Annotated in this window: 10 protein-coding genes; 1 reads left to right on the plus strand and 9 read right to left on the minus strand. The window is 37.7% G+C overall.

Translation table 11 applies throughout. The features are described 5' to 3' along the window. Positions 1–34: 34 nt before the first annotated feature. From CPT03_RS08005 to CPT03_RS08045, 9 genes are all read right to left on the minus strand, one after another. The gene (locus tag CPT03_RS08005) at positions 35–1,996 is read right to left on the minus strand and encodes a beta-N-acetylhexosaminidase (protein WP_099438364.1); all 1,962 of its coding nucleotides are present in this window, start codon (positions 1,994–1,996) and stop codon (positions 35–37) included. 6 nt (positions 1,997–2,002) lie between these two features. Next, the gene (locus tag CPT03_RS08010) at positions 2,003–3,187 is read right to left on the minus strand and encodes an AGE family epimerase/isomerase (protein WP_099438365.1); all 1,185 of its coding nucleotides are present in this window, start codon (positions 3,185–3,187) and stop codon (positions 2,003–2,005) included. A gap of 11 nt (positions 3,188–3,198) precedes the next feature. Further along, a complete protein-coding gene (locus CPT03_RS08015; RefSeq protein WP_099438366.1) occupies positions 3,199–5,271 on the minus strand; it encodes a GDSL-type esterase/lipase family protein in 2,073 nt (690 codons plus the stop codon). Between the two features lie 2 nt (positions 5,272–5,273). Next, the gene (locus CPT03_RS08020; RefSeq protein WP_245870005.1) at positions 5,274–6,848 is read right to left on the minus strand and encodes a sialidase family protein; all 1,575 of its coding nucleotides are present in this window, start codon (positions 6,846–6,848) and stop codon (positions 5,274–5,276) included. A 31-nt stretch (positions 6,849–6,879) separates the two neighbouring features. Further along, positions 6,880–8,121, minus strand: a complete 1,242-nt coding sequence (locus tag CPT03_RS08025) for an MFS transporter (protein ID WP_099438367.1) — start codon at positions 8,119–8,121, stop codon at positions 6,880–6,882. Positions 8,122–8,125: 4 nt separating this feature from the next. After that, on the minus strand, positions 8,126–9,307 hold the full coding sequence (locus CPT03_RS08030; RefSeq protein WP_099438368.1) for a kelch repeat-containing protein: 1,182 nt from the start codon (positions 9,305–9,307) through the stop codon (positions 8,126–8,128). A gap of 17 nt (positions 9,308–9,324) precedes the next feature. After that, positions 9,325–10,254 (minus strand): dihydrodipicolinate synthase family protein, encoded by a 930-nt coding sequence (locus CPT03_RS08035; RefSeq protein ID WP_099438369.1) that lies wholly within the window; start codon positions 10,252–10,254, stop codon positions 9,325–9,327. A gap of 70 nt (positions 10,255–10,324) precedes the next feature. Next, positions 10,325–11,902, minus strand: coding sequence for a RagB/SusD family nutrient uptake outer membrane protein (locus CPT03_RS08040; protein ID WP_099438370.1), 1,578 nt, complete (start codon positions 11,900–11,902; stop codon positions 10,325–10,327). Positions 11,903–11,925: 23 nt separating this feature from the next. Next, on the minus strand, positions 11,926–15,381 hold the full coding sequence (locus tag CPT03_RS08045) for a SusC/RagA family TonB-linked outer membrane protein (RefSeq protein WP_216641621.1): 3,456 nt from the start codon (positions 15,379–15,381) through the stop codon (positions 11,926–11,928). A 172-nt stretch (positions 15,382–15,553) separates the two neighbouring features. Here CPT03_RS08045 and CPT03_RS08050 point away from each other — a divergent pair, with 172 nt between their 5' ends. Then, the gene (locus CPT03_RS08050) at positions 15,554–16,258 is read left to right on the plus strand and encodes a FadR/GntR family transcriptional regulator (RefSeq protein ID WP_099438372.1); all 705 of its coding nucleotides are present in this window, start codon (positions 15,554–15,556) and stop codon (positions 16,256–16,258) included. The last annotated feature ends 26 nt before the right edge of the window (positions 16,259–16,284 follow it).

Consider the following 16,284-nt stretch of genomic DNA (forward strand, 5'->3'; position numbering starts at 1 on the left):
CACCTTTTATGTAATACTGCTGAGACTATCAAATTTAAAGCCAAGGTACAACTGTAAACATCCATTTTTCTGGATTTTGCCAATCTTTGCTTTTAAAAGACTTAACAGGCAATTTAACCAATATGGTGTTCCAGCCTTTTTTTAATTGAACTTTTGTTGGTTCTCGGTATTCATATCCTTCATCAATTAGTGGCAATTCTAAATTGCCTTTAGCACCGGCTTGTTTCCATAATGGTGGTGCTACGGGTTTATCATTTACAAAAACCTGGCTCTTTCGGTTGTCCCAGGTGCCCTCATTTGGCGAGTCTGAACCATAAGATCTTGATATATTATTAAAGCCAATCCAGAAGTTTATTAACTGGTTTTTATCACTCCAAATTTTGGTAGTTGCATACCAGGTAGTGTTTTCTTCCGGGTTTTCTATAAGCCCTTTAACTAAAGGTCCCCACCAGTGCCTTAAAATAAAAGTGCCGCCTACAGCAGTTAATGCTGCTTTACTGGTATCAATATCTTTCGTTTCTTCGGGATAAAACTTTCTGGTAAGATCACCATCATTATTAAAAGGCCCGTAGAATTTCCATTTTAAATGTGCCTGGGCCTGATATGGAAATGGCATTTTTGAAAAATAATGCTTTTTGTGTTTCATTAAACGATCTTCAAATTCTTTGAACACTTTAACTTCTTTTGCTCCATCCAAACCTACATAGGTTAACCAGCCAGGTTCACCTCCACCACGCCAACTTCTTTCGGCAAAAGCCAACATAGCAGGATATACAGCCGTTTGCATAAATACATCCTCAGGTTTGCTTACCCTTCTGTCCGGCCATATACAAAGTGTGCCACCCAGTGCGGCATTATTCCCTTCATCAAGGTTGGAAATCTTTCCTTTAAATATGGATACCACACTCTCTAAAGGATCCATATGGTTAACATACAAATGACGAGAATCTATATACTTTACATTTGGGTTAACACTCACTTCTGTAGCATTTTCACTCCATAATTGCCTAATTGTACTTTCTGTAAACTCACCGCCGGGCTCCCATCCTATTACCTTTTTACCTTGTTTTTCAATTAATGCAGTTACTTCGGGTAAAAAGTTTTTATTGGTGATTTTTACCTCATCTGCACCGATATGCAGGTAAGGAACATCAAAAGTTTCGCAAAATTCCTTTAGAATATTTTTAACAATAAGCAAGCCGCTATCGCTTTGCATATCTGTTTTCATTGCTCTTTTAAATGCTGCACTATGCCCAGGCATATCTATTTCTGGCACTAAAGTAATATGGCGGTCTTTGCAGTAAGTTATCAATTCTTTAAGCTCATTTTGAGTATAGAACTTACCTTTATTGCGTATCATAATTTCAGGAGCTGTAAGCTGTGGATATAGCTTACTTTCTAATCGCCAGGCAATATCTTCGGTAAAATGAAAGTGAAATATGTTGAGCTTATAGGCTGCAAGTACATTAATTTGCTGTTTTAGCAAATCCATTGGCTGATAGTTCCTTCCGGCGTCTATCATATATCCCCTCCACGAAAAAGCAGGCCAGTCCGTAATGCTGCATCCTTGTATATACTTGTTATTAATCAACTGCTTAAAGGTTTGCAAACCATAAAACAAACCGGCCTTACCAGCACCCGTAACTGTTATTGAGCTTGCAGTAATATTGAGTTTATATGCTTCGGAGGTGGTATCTGGTGCATCAACCTTTCCTAATTTTAGAACAATACCAGGCTCATTTAGAGATTCTCTTTTAATGGGAAGTATTAGTCCAATTTCTTTCAGTTGCTTTTGTAACAGCTCGGCCTCATGGTTTAGCGAAACATTTTCTATAATTATACTTTTATAATTTTTAATTGCGAACTGCCCCTTTTTCCACTCCATTTTTTGAGGGTACGGAATTAGTGCCGGCTGGTTATTCATAGATTTTATGGCCGGCTGGGCAACTGCATTTATACTTAAAGTAAGCAGAATTAGTAGCAATTTTTTAATCATATCGGATTATGCTTTTAAGAATTCGTTTAACAGGGATAAGCAATACCACTCCTGTCTGGGTAAATGAAACGGTCCTTTATATAAATTTCCTTTGGCTGTTTGTGCTATGCTGCCATCGCGATGTAAGTATCCAAACCATTCGCCATTTTTGGGGTCATGAAAATGCTGATAACTATAATCATTTACCATTTTATGCCATTTTGCGTATTTCTTGTCGCCGGTAATAGTATAGGCCAACAATGTAGCTATAATAACCTCATTATGAGGCCACCAAAACTTCATATCCTGCCAGTATTCTTGAACGGGCTTGTTATATACATCTCTGAAATATAGTATCCCCCCATGCTCTTTATCCCAACCACGTTCCCACATATAATCGAGCATTTTACAGCCTAGCTTTATTAAACGAGGATCGTTATTTCTGTATTTTGCCTCATGTAATATGAACCATGCCCCTTCAATGGCATGGCCAGGATTTAAGGTTCTTCCATCAATGTGGTCAACTATATTCCCATCAGGAGCAACTTGTTCCATAACACATTGAATATCATCTTTAACAAAGAACTGCTCTATTTCGGCAATCCATTTGTCAATCCATTCATCACATCTTGGGTCGCCAATTGTTTCACGCAATTGCTGCGCGGTATTCATCATGATCATTGGTACACCAATTCCTTTCATAGGTCTTGTACCGGTAAACTTTGCAGGCAATAGGCCGGGTGTAGTTGCATACTCTATACATTTACCAAATAAATATCTTGCCTTGGCGGCTGCTTCTTCATCGCCGCTAGCCTTGGCATAAGCCGCATTGGCAATTACAGCAAAGGTTTCTGAGAAAAAGTAACGGCGTTTACGAATAGGTTGTCCATCGCGTGTTACATGAAAAAACATCTGCCCATCGGTATCAAAGCAATATTTGTTTAAAAAATCAATTCCCGATTTAGCGCCATCTAGCCATTCCTGTTTTTGTTCAACAGTATTGTACAGGGTCGACAATAGCCAGGCTGCCCGGCCTTGTATCCAAACAGCTTTATCATCATCAATTAAACTACCATCCTGATCGCGCATTAACAGATAACCTCCATATTCGGTATCTATAGATCTGGGAAACCAAAAGGGAATGGTATCATTTAGTAACTTGTTGCTGTAGAATCTCCTGAGACTCTGTAAATCTTGTGCTGTATAGCTCATTTTGAAATATTTTAATCTAATGGAATTGAAAAAGTTGAAGCCGGTAAATTTGCTTCGTTAACCAGATTGGCTCTGGTAAATGGCTCCCATGCATAAAGCACATCGGTTATGGTTTCGCCTTGCGGAACCTTTAAAATCACCTTGTTATTAGCTATTATAGCTTTTGCAGTAAGGTGATTTCCTTTCTGATTAACTAATTGAAACCCGATTAAGGGTTCTCCATTTCTTGTTGTAAGTTTTTTAGCTTCGGTAAATGAAAGTACAATATTGTTGTTTTGTTGTTTGGCACTTAAAATAACCGGACCATTGGCAGTTATTGGTTTATGATAAGTGCCTTTTATGGCTAAAAGTGCCAATCGTTGTCCAACCTCCATTTTCCTGTTGGGGTGTACATTTAAAGAATCGCCAACATCTGAACTTACGGCCATACCGGCATTAGTAATGTCTTTTAGTAATTTGCGTTGGGCATCCCTGAAATAAGGCCATGAAGGGCGATCTATACTTGATAGCTGTACATAATAAAATGGAAAATTATAACCCCATTTTTTACGCCAGCTATTTACCAGTACCGGAAATGTATGCTTATATAAATCAACATTTTGAGCATTGCTTTCGCCCTGATACCATATTACACCTTTTATTGGAAATTGGGTTAGTTTGGCTACACCCGCCTCGTAATTATATACTGGCTCGTATGGGTGGCGTTGTTTTGGATTTGATGCCTCCTTTAAATTAACATCGGCACGGCCTCTGGCCCATTCTTGTATAAAATCAGATTTACGCCAGTTTGTAAGTACATCAACAAGCTCATCATCGTGTTCCATAGTATACCTGTCTATCCACGATTCTATGGTTGAACCTCCAACGGCAAGTTGTATTAAGCCAATTGGAACACCAGACTCCTGTGCCACTTGCTTACCGAAATAATAGCCTACGGCCGAAAAACCTGAAGCTGTTGCTGGAGTGGTTGGCGCCCAGCTTCCTGAAAAATAATTGAGCTGATTAACCTCTTCTAAAACTTTAGCATTCCAGGGCGCATCATTAGTTTCTTCGTACTGGTTAAACTTAAATAACCTTATCTTATTTGCTTTTATCTGAGCAAGTTCTGATTTCCCTGTTTTAGATGCACTTAAGGTATACGACATGTTCGACTGCCCTGAACATAGCCATACATCGCCAATAAGAATATCGGTTAAGGCAATGGTTTTATTACCTGATTGTACATTTAAGATATAGGGCCCGCCATGTGGCATTTCGGAAAACTGAACTTTCCATTTGCCATATGCATCGGCCACTGCAACAAGCTGTTTATTATTAAATAAAACTTTTACTTGCTCATTGCTATTTGCTGTGCCATATATAGTTATAGGTTTATCACGCTGAAGCACCATATGATCTGTAAAGATTTCGGGAAGGTTAAGCCCACCGTAATTACCGGTAAGGTTTCCGTAAACAGTTTTTGCTATAATGGCTGTCCCCTCCTTATCGGGATGTAAATTATCAGCAAACAGATCTGGTCTGTTATACAATGCGGATGTTAAATCGATAAGGCCTGTATGATTTGCCTTGGCAATTTCAATAATTTGCTGCTGAATTTGCCAATACCAATCGCGAGTACCTGATTTAAAGCGTGGATGACCGTTAAAAATTGGCGTGAGCTTACATATAAATAGTTTTACATTAGGATTTTGTTTTCTAAGTGTATCTATTAACCATGAATAGTCTGATTTAAAATCGTCTTTAAATTCTGGCCAATCTCTGGGGTCGGTATCGTTCAAACCAAGGTGTACTATTGCAACATCAGGTTTAAAAGACATCACCTCTTCAAACTGTTTTGTTTTGTAATAAGGTCTGTGTCCTTTTTTTAAAAGTGTAGCTCCGCTTAATCCAAAATTCTTAACCTCATATTTTTGCCCAAGTAAACCTTGCAATACAGAGGGATAAGATTCATTTTCAGGATTTTTTAAGCCATAACCGAAAGTTACTGAGTTCCCAATACATGCCACTTTTACTTCCTGAGCATATGATACCAAATCAAGAGCTAACAAGACAATAAATAAAAATATTGACTTTTTTTTGAACATAACTATTTAATGATATCCGCTACCGGCACCCTTACAAATAATAGGCTGCTTATGCCTTCGTACAAAATTCCAATGGTATTATCGTCTATTTTAGTAAGTGCAGAATAGCCAAAGGAATCACGCTCATCGATCAATAATTGGTTGGCAGGCAACCATGTTTCGCCCATATCCAGGCTGGCTTTAATAGTAATATCTTTTCTTGGAGCTTTAGAAACGTTTGGATTGCTAAAGAACAATACATCTTTTAACACCCCATTTACCTTAACTTTTGCTTTAATAAAGCTCCCCATACAAACCGGATCTGCAAGTGTATTATAAGAAGTTGCATGTGCTGTCCAGCTTTTACCCATATCTGTTGTAGTAGCAACGCTTCTAAAACCACCACGGTTATCTCTCATATTGAGCATAATAGTTCCTGGTGTAGTTTCTACAAGCTGGCTTTCGGTGGTATTGGATTTTGCGCCGATTCCGCTTTTCCATGTTTTACCATGATCATCGCTATAGATTAACGTAGAATGAGGCATTTTTTGGGCATCCCAATATTGGGCAGGAAAAACAATCTTACCATCAGCCATGGCAATACCATTTCCCGGGCCGGGAAAAAATAATCTCCATTCAGGATTTTTCACCTGCGATGTAATGCTATAAGGTTTGCTCCAGGTAAGTCCATCATCAGTACTGCTGGTTACTACAAATTGTCCGGTTTCTTCAGGTGTAAGACCAGGGCCTGAACCCGCGATAGAGCGGTTCCCTTTGCTCCACAAGGCCGAAACCCATATTGTTTTAGTTACAGGATCAAACAAAACGGAAGGATCACCTACTCCGCTATTTTCATCCGGACGCCCCATATCCATAATTGTTTTCATGGCATCCCATGTTTTACCTCCGTCAACGCTACGGCTCATCCCCACATCTATATTAGCCGGAAGATCGCCACTATGATCGAAACGGATGTCATAAACCGAAATAAGAGTACCTTTATCGGTAGTAACAATTCCGGGAATACGATAGGTATGCACGTTCTGGTCCTTAGGTTTGCGCAAGGCAATACCCAGAGGTTTGGCTGTATGTTTATTTTGATTAATCTTATAAGCAAGACCAGACAGATCCGTTAAGAAATCTGCTTTAAGATCTAGTTTATGATCGATATTGGCATTGTCTTTTAAACTAACGCTAAGCCAGAGATAATGAATACCTGGTTTTAATTTTGAATCAAAAGGAATTGTAAATTTATTGCCTGAAGGAACAGTGCTGCCTATTGATTTAGCACTATTAAAGTCAGGCTTTTCATTATTCTGGTATACTTCCAGCTTAGCAATATCTTTTAATGTTTCTTTATTAATAGATCCTGAAATGGCTTTATAATCTATTTCTGAATTACCTGCCGGTATATTTACCTCAATTCGCAGATAAGCATTTGCTTCCATTCTTGTAAAGATTGGATTTTCTGTAACGGTGGCATTAATTTTTATAGCGTTAGCACCTGTTGCTGTATATATTTTTTTACTGCATGAGGTAATTCCTAGTACAATAGCCATCCCTAAAACAGCCTTCCATATATTCTTATGTATCATCATTTTATATAAATCTATTTAACTATTAAATGCATTATGCATCAACAAAATCATTGTGTCTTGGTCGTAAAAAATAAAGCTGAACTATTAATGCAATTACTACAATTCCGGCCAGCATCGCGAAATCCTTACCAAGGCTTCCTGCGTCTGATGATTTGCCTAATAAATCGGTTATAAAAGCTCCAAAAAACACTCCGGTCATATTCATTAATCCATATGCTGTTGCTCTGTATCTGGCCGAAACAAACTGACAAAGAATAGGCATATTATTGGCATCAAACATTCCAAAGCCTAAACCGAAGCAAATGGCCGCTCCCACAACATGAAAGAGTGAGTGACCAAAGCCTAATAATAAAAGCGATGGAATGGTTAATGCCAAACCAATTGCACTGGTATAAATACGTCCTTTTAAATTTTTCTGGACCCATTTATCAGATAAAATACCTCCTAGTATTACACCTAAAAAAGATGAAGCTGCTATGGTAATGGTTGATAATGGACCAGCAGTAGCCATTGGTATATTCAGGTTTTGCGCAAACAGCGTAGGTAACCAGTTCTTTGCCGCCCAACCCGGAAGACTTGGCACTGCAAAATAGAATAGAATAATCCAAAATGAAATATTGGTAAATAGAATGCCCAAACCTTTAAAAAGTGAAGGTTTGATGGTTAACTTATCTGAAACCATTTCATGATCTGTAAGCTTTTTCTCTCTTAAAAATAAAATTAGTACAAACGAGTAAATAATACCTGCAATTCCGAACCAGTGAAAAGTAGATTGCCAGGAGAACTTATCGGCAATGGTAGCTCCAAAGCCACCTAACGCCTGTCCCATGTACAGTCCTGTCATGTGAATACCTATTGCAAGAGATCTTGTTTTGGGCGAATGAAAATCGGCTATTAAAGATAGGCCTGCCGGAATGTAAAGAGCTTCGCTAACACCCATTACAGCTCTTAACCAATAGATTTGATTAAAAGTTTCGGCATAACCCATTAAAAAAGTAACTGCCGACCACACAAATAAACTCCCCACAATTAGCCATTTTCTATTAAACTTATCTGCTATAATTCCTGAAACAGGGCTCATAAAACCATATATCCACAGAAAAATTGCCATCAGATAGCCAAAGTTTGTAGCCGATTGCAGCTCTGCTATATCGATTTGCATCGCTGGCTTCATGGTCGACAACATTTGTCTATCCATATAATTTAATAATGCCACTACCCATAGTAATCCAACCAGCACCCAGGCATAATTATTTGTGTTTTTGTTTTGCATATTGTTATTTTTTTGAAGCCGAACCAGTTTCTATCTTGCCAATCATTACTGATGGGGTTCTTACACCAGGTTTAATTTCGCCGTTAGACAATACAATATCGTTGCCCCATTTGGCAGCGGTTGTTGTAACATGCGCCAGAAAAGGCAACTGACCTATTTTGGCCCATTTATTTGTGGTAACATTGTATACCAGTTGTGCTTTATAAAAACCTTTATGATTTATGCTTAGTTTATTCTTTTCGATAGTAAGTTTGTCCTTTTCTTGCTGAGACTGAGATTTTGCAATTTGGGAGATGTAGTTTTCTATTTTATGAAAAACTTCTCCATTATCACCCCCGGCAACCAATATAAGATCGTTTGCTACCGCAACACCGGCACCGGCCGAAAAGTTTGTAATTTGTTTACCATCAGAGATATCGGCAAGTTGTTGCCAGGTGCCCGCTTTAAGATCATAAGCGAAAGTTGTATGATGCAAATCGCTAATTCCTGAAGCTGTTTTGGTACGGCCACCAATTACAAAAATTTTATTGGCTTGGGCAACTACAAGCGCATTTGCCAATTGCATTGGAAGATCAGGTAATTTTTCCCATGATGCTTCATTAGCATTTAAATCAAGCATATAGAAAGAATCGGATGAGTTTTTTTCTTTATCGCCACCTACCAGATATACCACATTTCCTACATGAGTAAGCCCTGCATTTGTAACAGCAAAAGGCAAATCGGCCAATCTTTTTATGTTAATATCTAAATCAGAAGTGTCCCAGTTAATGATGAAAGCTTTATTTGATAAACCATTCGGGCCTTCGCCACCTGCATAAACCACACCCAGATCAGTAGCAGTATTACCGCAATACGCCACTGGTTCAGGAAGTTTTGCTGCTAAAGGTTTGGTACCCCAGGCAAAATTCCCATTTTGTTTAATCAATATCTGGATCCTGTCGGAATAATACTTCTTGCCTCCTTCCCATGGCATTTTATCAGGAAAATTAGCTCCCCCTGCAACCATAAGGGCATCATTAAAAACTGCATTAACGGCACCGGCAAAGCCCAATGAAGTACTGCCATCAGCATTTTGCAATTTTGCAGCCGTACACCATTGCACTTGCTTTATTGTAGTTTCCTGGGCAGAAACGTCTGTTAACATTAACATAAAAGGGATTGATAGGGAAAATATGTATTTGTTCATAAGCCTATTACTAAAAACTAATGAGGCGCGTTTGATTTAAAAGTATTAAATTCAAGAGCTGTCACATCAGATTTGAATTGTTCAAACTGATTGCCATCCATGTTTTTAACAGGCAATCTAAATTCTCCGCAATCTACATCCACCAGTTTCATGTAAGCCTTTCCTGTGGCTATACCTCCATATTTACCTAACAACCTGATCATATCAATAGATTTTTGTTGCAATGAATTCGCCTTTTTCAGGTCGTTTATTTCAAAAGCATCAATCATATCATAGTACAATGGAGCGGCGTAGTTAAATGTACTGCCTACAGCACCTTTTGTACCCAGCGCTAATGCCGAGAGCATATTCTCATCACGTCCCCAAAGCATGTCATACTTTCCATCTTTAAAGTTCATACAAGATAAGAAATCCATAAAATCTTCGTGTGTATATTTTATGCCGGCAAAGTTTTCTATTCTACCATCAATTGCTTGTAGCAAATCGTACATGGCAAAACCTACGCCTGTTAATACCGGTATATGGTAATAATAGAAAGGCATATCAGGTACAACCGCAGCAATTTCTGCACATGCTTTAGCAAGCATATCTACATTGGCAGGTTTAAAGTAGAAAGGGGCAGTAAATGAAATGGCATATAGCCCAATCTGTTTAGCATATAAAGCCAGTTCTTTGCAATCTGTAATGCTTGTACCCCCTAAAAATAACATCACTTTAAAATCAGGATCACCTTTGGTACATTCAGCCCAGGCTTGTGCTACTTGTTTTTTCTCTTCGGTCGACATTGAAACTCCTTCGCCAGTTGATCCGCAAATGAAAGCTCCTGTAACCTTATTGTGCTTTAAAAAGCTATAGTAATCCGGAATAATATTTAAGTTGATGGCTCCATTACTATCCATTGGGGTAAAAGGAGCTGCAATTAAGCCTTGTAATTTCTCGAAAATCATATGTGTATGTTGAATTGATTATTCAGAGCATAAGGTAATAATCCTTATGCTCTGTTGTAAATTAGAAAATTTATTTATTAGGATTAGTGGTAGCGTAACCAGGTGTTTGTTTTACCAGTGGATCATTAGTCCAGATAGCTGGTTCAATTGGCCAAAGTATTTTATATCCTTGGGTTACTTTATCAAGAACACCATATTTATTACCAGCCGTTTTAAACACAAGTGGTTCATTACCTATTTTCATTCTGCGGAGGTCATACCAACGCTTACCTTCGTAAACAAATTCTTTGCTTCTCTCTGCAAATATTGCCAATTCATTAGCATCTTTTCCACCGTTAACAAAAGGAGTTGGATCTGCATTTGCAAAAGCACGATCGCGAACAGGTTTTATGTAAGGGGTTGGATCTGCTCCCTCAGCATTTGCAATTTCCGCTAACATTAATAATCTGTCAGCTTCACGATAAACTGTCCAATCATCAGAAAAATACCTTTTATTTGCATCTATAACACCCAAAAACTTCACTAATGCAGTGTTTCTAATGGTTACTGTATATGGTGTTGTTGAGGTGTTAACTCTATAATAGTCATAGAATGTTGCATTTCTTCTGGTATCCTTTAAATCGTATGACTGGAAAAGCTCATAGGTATAAGCATAACGCTGGATAACTTGCTGAGAGTTAGGCTGGGCCAATATAAGTGGATCCACAAGGAAATTACCAACACCTGCCGTTGCTGTTGAATCTTTATAATGAGCACCATTGAAGTTAAATGTTGAATAAGTAAAATTAGCAACATTATTCATCTCGGCCTCTCCAACTCTGTAGCGGATTGCAAGTATTACTTCTGCATTATTCTTATTGGCAGAAGTAAAAACATTAGCAAAATTTGGCATCAAGGTAGATCCTGCCGCGGCATTTAAAGCACCTTTTGCTACTTCAAGATCGGCAGTTGCATTATATACTTTTGCAGACCATAGGTAAACCTCGCCTTTTAACATTAGAGCTGCCTTTGGCGACCATAAACTTTTATCAGCTGGACTTGCTGTATTTCCAAAAAGAGATACAGATTTATCTACATCACTTTTTACCGCAGCCAACACATCAGCTTCTGTTGATCTCGCTTTGCGAAGTGAAACAGCTGTTGGATTTGGGTTAGATGCATCTGGTTCTAATCTTAAAGGTACACCGCCATATGTACGTAATAAATGAAAATAATAGTAAGCACGCATTGCATAAGCTTGTCCTAAAAAATAGTTTTTATTATTCTCAGATAAAAAAGTGGTCTCCTGCGTTTTCTGAATAAAAAGGTTTAATTGAAAGATAGGTCCATAAAATCCGGCCCAGTTACTAACTCCAGAAGAGTTTTCATTGATATCTTGCTGTATAATTGGCAATTCGTTTAATGATGTGTTTTGTCTGTCAACATTACTAAAACTGCCGCCCCTCATCTCTCCTAAACGCTCAAACTGAAATTGATTGTCTCTGAATTGCTTGTGCATACCAACCATAAAGTTGGTTACCTGAGATTCGTTTTGCCAAAACGTTCCATCTCCAAAATTGTCTTCTGCCTTAAGGTCTAACGCCTTTTTGCAGGACATAGTGGTTAAGGTCCAAATGACCACTAAGATTAAATATTTATACTTTTTCATAACAAAGTTCTTTATAGTCTACATTAAAAAGTTAGGTTCAATCCAAAAATCAATGATGTTGGAATGGTATAAGCTGCGTTGGTTTGATTTCCTGTACGCTCAGGCAAATTCAGTTGTTTATTGGTTATATACCCTAAATTTTGTCCTGTTGCAGTAAAAGTCAAACCAGATATTTTTGCTTTATCCAATAGTTTCTTTGGAATTGAATAGCTTAATGAAACTTCTCTAAAAGCCAGATAACCAGAATTTACAAAGAACATACTACTTGGCCTGTCAAAGTTTTTCGAATTCAATTGATCTGCCCATGTATAACGAGGATATTGTGCATTAGGGTTTTCAGGGGTCCATGTATCTTTAATTAACTGGGTACCATTAAATTCTCCCTGCATAGAACCCAGTGTCCACATTTGTTGAAAATCTTGCTGAATATGTCCGAAAGCAAAATCAATACGGGTATATAATGAAATTCCTTTCCAGCTGATCTGAGTATTAAAACCACCAGTCCAGCGTGGAATACTGCGACCTAAGAAAACCATGTCTCTTGTATCGATGGTATCATTTTGATCGATATCCTTCCATTTCATGTCACCCAGCTGAGTAGCAATAAATGTTGGAGAAGCTGGGTTTGGATTTAATCCTTTTGAATTAATTAATGATTGACTAGCCACTTTTTTTCCTGCCGAGGCTCCGTACCATACTTGTCCGGCAGCAAGGTCAACTTTGTTGTAAGCAGCCAGATCAGCAGCAGTTCTAATAATACCATCACTTACAAAACCATACTGCGCACCTGGTTCCTGGCCTTCTTGTAATCCACCAACCCAAATTAATCTTCCGCTTCTTGGATCAAAAATCTGCTGACCATCCTGACGATTATTTTCATTACCGTTAAAAGGAAGTTTAAGCACCTTGTTTTTATTCCATGATGCGTTTATACCAAATTGAATTTTTAAATCTTCATTCTGAACCGCTTTAAAAGTCGCGTCCATTTCTACACCTGTATTCTGCATACTTCCGTTATTTGTGCGAATACTAGATCTGTTGTTATCATTAGGATTTGTTACCCCTGATGAACTTGGTAATAGAATGTTTGTAATTTTATCCTTTGTAATTCTGTTATAAGCAGCAACTGATGCAACAATTCTATTTTTAAAGAATCCCATCTCTAAACCACCTTCAAAAGTGTTTGATTTTTCCCATTTCAAACCTGGATTTGCCAAACCTGACTGTAAAAACCCTACCACACCATTGTAAGGTGTTTGAGCACCATAAGAACCCTGTAATTCATAAACATTAATTGTTCCATCACTTCTTCTTCCTACCTCACCAATATTTCCATTCAATCCGTAACTTGCTCTTAGTTTTAACATAGAAAGCCAATTTTCAGTGGATTTCATAAAGTTTTCTTTATGAACCAACCAACCTGCTGATACAGCCGGGAAAGTACCAAACTGATTATCGCCAATTAATCTTGAATAACCATCTCTCCTAACTGTAAAAGATGCAAGGTATTTTTCATCCCAATCGTAGTTTATTCTTGCAAAAGTAGAGCTGATGCGTTCACGATAGTGATAAGAATCAATATCCCTTGCTCCAACACCCGAAACATCTCTAACTGTTAAGCCCAAATCCTGGAAATCATCAGTTGGCGCAAGTCTTCCACCTGCACTAAAGCCTTTATTGTATTCATCATAATATTCAAAACCCGCTAATGCATCAATATTGTTTTTGCCAAGAAATTGAGTTTTGTAACTAACAATTGCATTATAGGTTTGTCTGATGGTTTTATCAGTACTTGCACTGCTGGCCCTATCTCTGTTCCAACCAGTATTAGGATTTGTTAAGCTCAATAAACCAGTACGAAAATCTTTATTAAATGATTCTGCATCTCTCTGATCATACATTACAATACCGCTTAATTTGATATAAAGATTCCTTAAAATATCAGCTTTAAACGATTGCCCTAAAGTAAATTTGTCACTTTGATTAGATCTTTTGTATTTATCAACATTAATTGCCGGATTACCATCCGAAGCATCACGACCTAAGATTAAGTCTCCGTTGCTATTAGTTCCTCGCATAGTAGGTGGCGCAAAAAGCATACGTCCCCAAAAGTTACCTTCACCATTTTGTAACGATTGATCTCTCCAGTTTGCTCTTGCATATTGCAAATTACTTTCTGATTTCAACCACTCCTTAACCCTGTAATCACCGTTCAGTGTAAAGTTGTATCTACGATAAAAGGTAGCTAATGATAAACCGTCTTCATTGTAATAACCAAGATTTGCATAGTAATTTCCTTTGTCGTTACCACCAGTCATACCAATATTGTAATCCTGAGAAATAGCTGGAGATTTAAATGCATAATCGCCATAGTTAAAGTCCTTATAAAGTAAATCAGCATTAGTTCCATTTGGATCATAATTTCCTGCTGCATTAGTTTTAACAGGATCTTTCATAGTTTTCCAACCATCATTTAATGAAAGTACATCTTTATTAGCATCAGTTAAACGCATTAAGCTCCAAATTGCACGGTTATCATAATTACCATCAAGAATATTTCCGTTAGCATCTCTATATAAGTTTCCTGTACCTCTTGGTCCTACTGCAGATAGTGCACTATTTGAAGCAAATGTTCCTAATGTTCCATTTCTCATTGCTTCAACAACACCCAAACGAGTCCATTTTATATAATCGCCTGCACTTAGCACGTCGTAAGGATTATTTAAATAATTAACACCTGTTTTTCCTTTTACAGAAATAGATGAGAAACCTGCTTTTCCTCTTTTGGTGGTGATTAAAATTACTCCATTGCTAGCCCTTGCACCATATATAGCTGTAGCAGAAGCATCTTTCAATACCTCCATACTTTCAATATCCTCAGGATTTATATCGCTGAATGATGGTCGCACCTGGCCATCCATAACAATTAAAGGGCTACCACTTCCATCGAAGTTCGTACCTCCTCTTAAGGTGATGGCAGCAACAGAGCCGGGTCTTCCGGTTGAAGTGGCTACTCTTACTCCGGGAATTGTTCCTGCTAAAGCCTGTGCTGGATTTGAACGCATACCTGTTTCCAATACTTTTGAATCCAGCTTTGCAATTGAGGATGTGATTTTAGAGCGGCTCGCAGTTCCATATCCTACTACAACCACCTCATCAAGTCCCTTAGTATCTTCCGCAAGGATAATATTTAAGGTGCTTTGATTTCCTACTGTTATTTGCTGGGTAATAAACCCTGTGTAGCTAATTACGAGTACATCTCCACCCTTTGCGGCAATTGTATAATTACCTGATTCATTTGTGGCGGTTCCAGTTTTGGTTCCTTTAATCAAAACACTAGCCATAGGTATCCCCTGCCCTTTGGCATCTGTTACCCGTCCAGATATTTTAATGTTTTGGCCTGATACTGTAAGCATTGTTATGCTTAAGATTAACGTCAGCAGGACTTGACTAACGTACTTTTGGTAAAGTCTTTTCATTGTTATTTTGGTTAGGTTTAGCATTATGTATAACATAATAGATCTAAGTTGGGACTTATTTTTCTTTATTGCAAGAAATATTTATAATTTTTTTTATTAACATTGTGTTAAATAAGCACTAAATCTTTATTTTTAGCGATTCTGTTAACAATTTACATATGTATAACATAATATGACAATCAATACAACCGACTCCTTTATTCAATTAGATACCAGTTCTCTGGTTGATAAAGTTGAAGCCAATCTTGTAAAGCTCCTGGTAGAGAGAAAATTAAAAGTTGGTGATCTTATACCTACTGAACTCGATCTTTCCAGAAGTTTAGGCGTAAGTCGCACAGTAGTACGTGAGGCTCTTTTAAGGCTACGAATGATGGGACTTATAGACACAAAGAAAAAGAAAGGATCTGTAATTACCAGTCCTGACATATTTGGTATAATGAGCAAGAGCATGAATCCTCATATTCTGGATCAGGATACACTTAGAGAAATATTTGAATTAAGACTGGTATTAGAAATAGGAATGGCTGATCTTTTGTTTCAACGCATCACACCAAAGGATATAGAAGAGTTAAAAGACATTGTAAAAACTGAGCCCGATACCGCAAAAGATTATATCTTTCATATAGACCATGAAATTATATTCCACGGAAAACTTTACGAAATAGCAGGAAATGAAACATTAAAACGTTTTCAAAAAATGCTGCTGCCGGTTTTTGATTATGTACACAATAGTGGTTTATTGAAAAAAACCACTCTAATACAAAAATTCGTATCTCACAAAGGACTGATCGATATCCTGGAAAATGGCTCACCTGAACTGTTTAGAAACGGCATGCGAAATCATCTTGAAAATCATTTCTTAAGGATCTTTAGTTAATTTATTAAAACAATCAGGCTTAATCT

The organism is Pedobacter ginsengisoli, assembly GCF_002736205.1.
Classification (GTDB): Bacteria; Bacteroidota; Bacteroidia; order Sphingobacteriales; family Sphingobacteriaceae; genus Pedobacter; species Pedobacter ginsengisoli_A.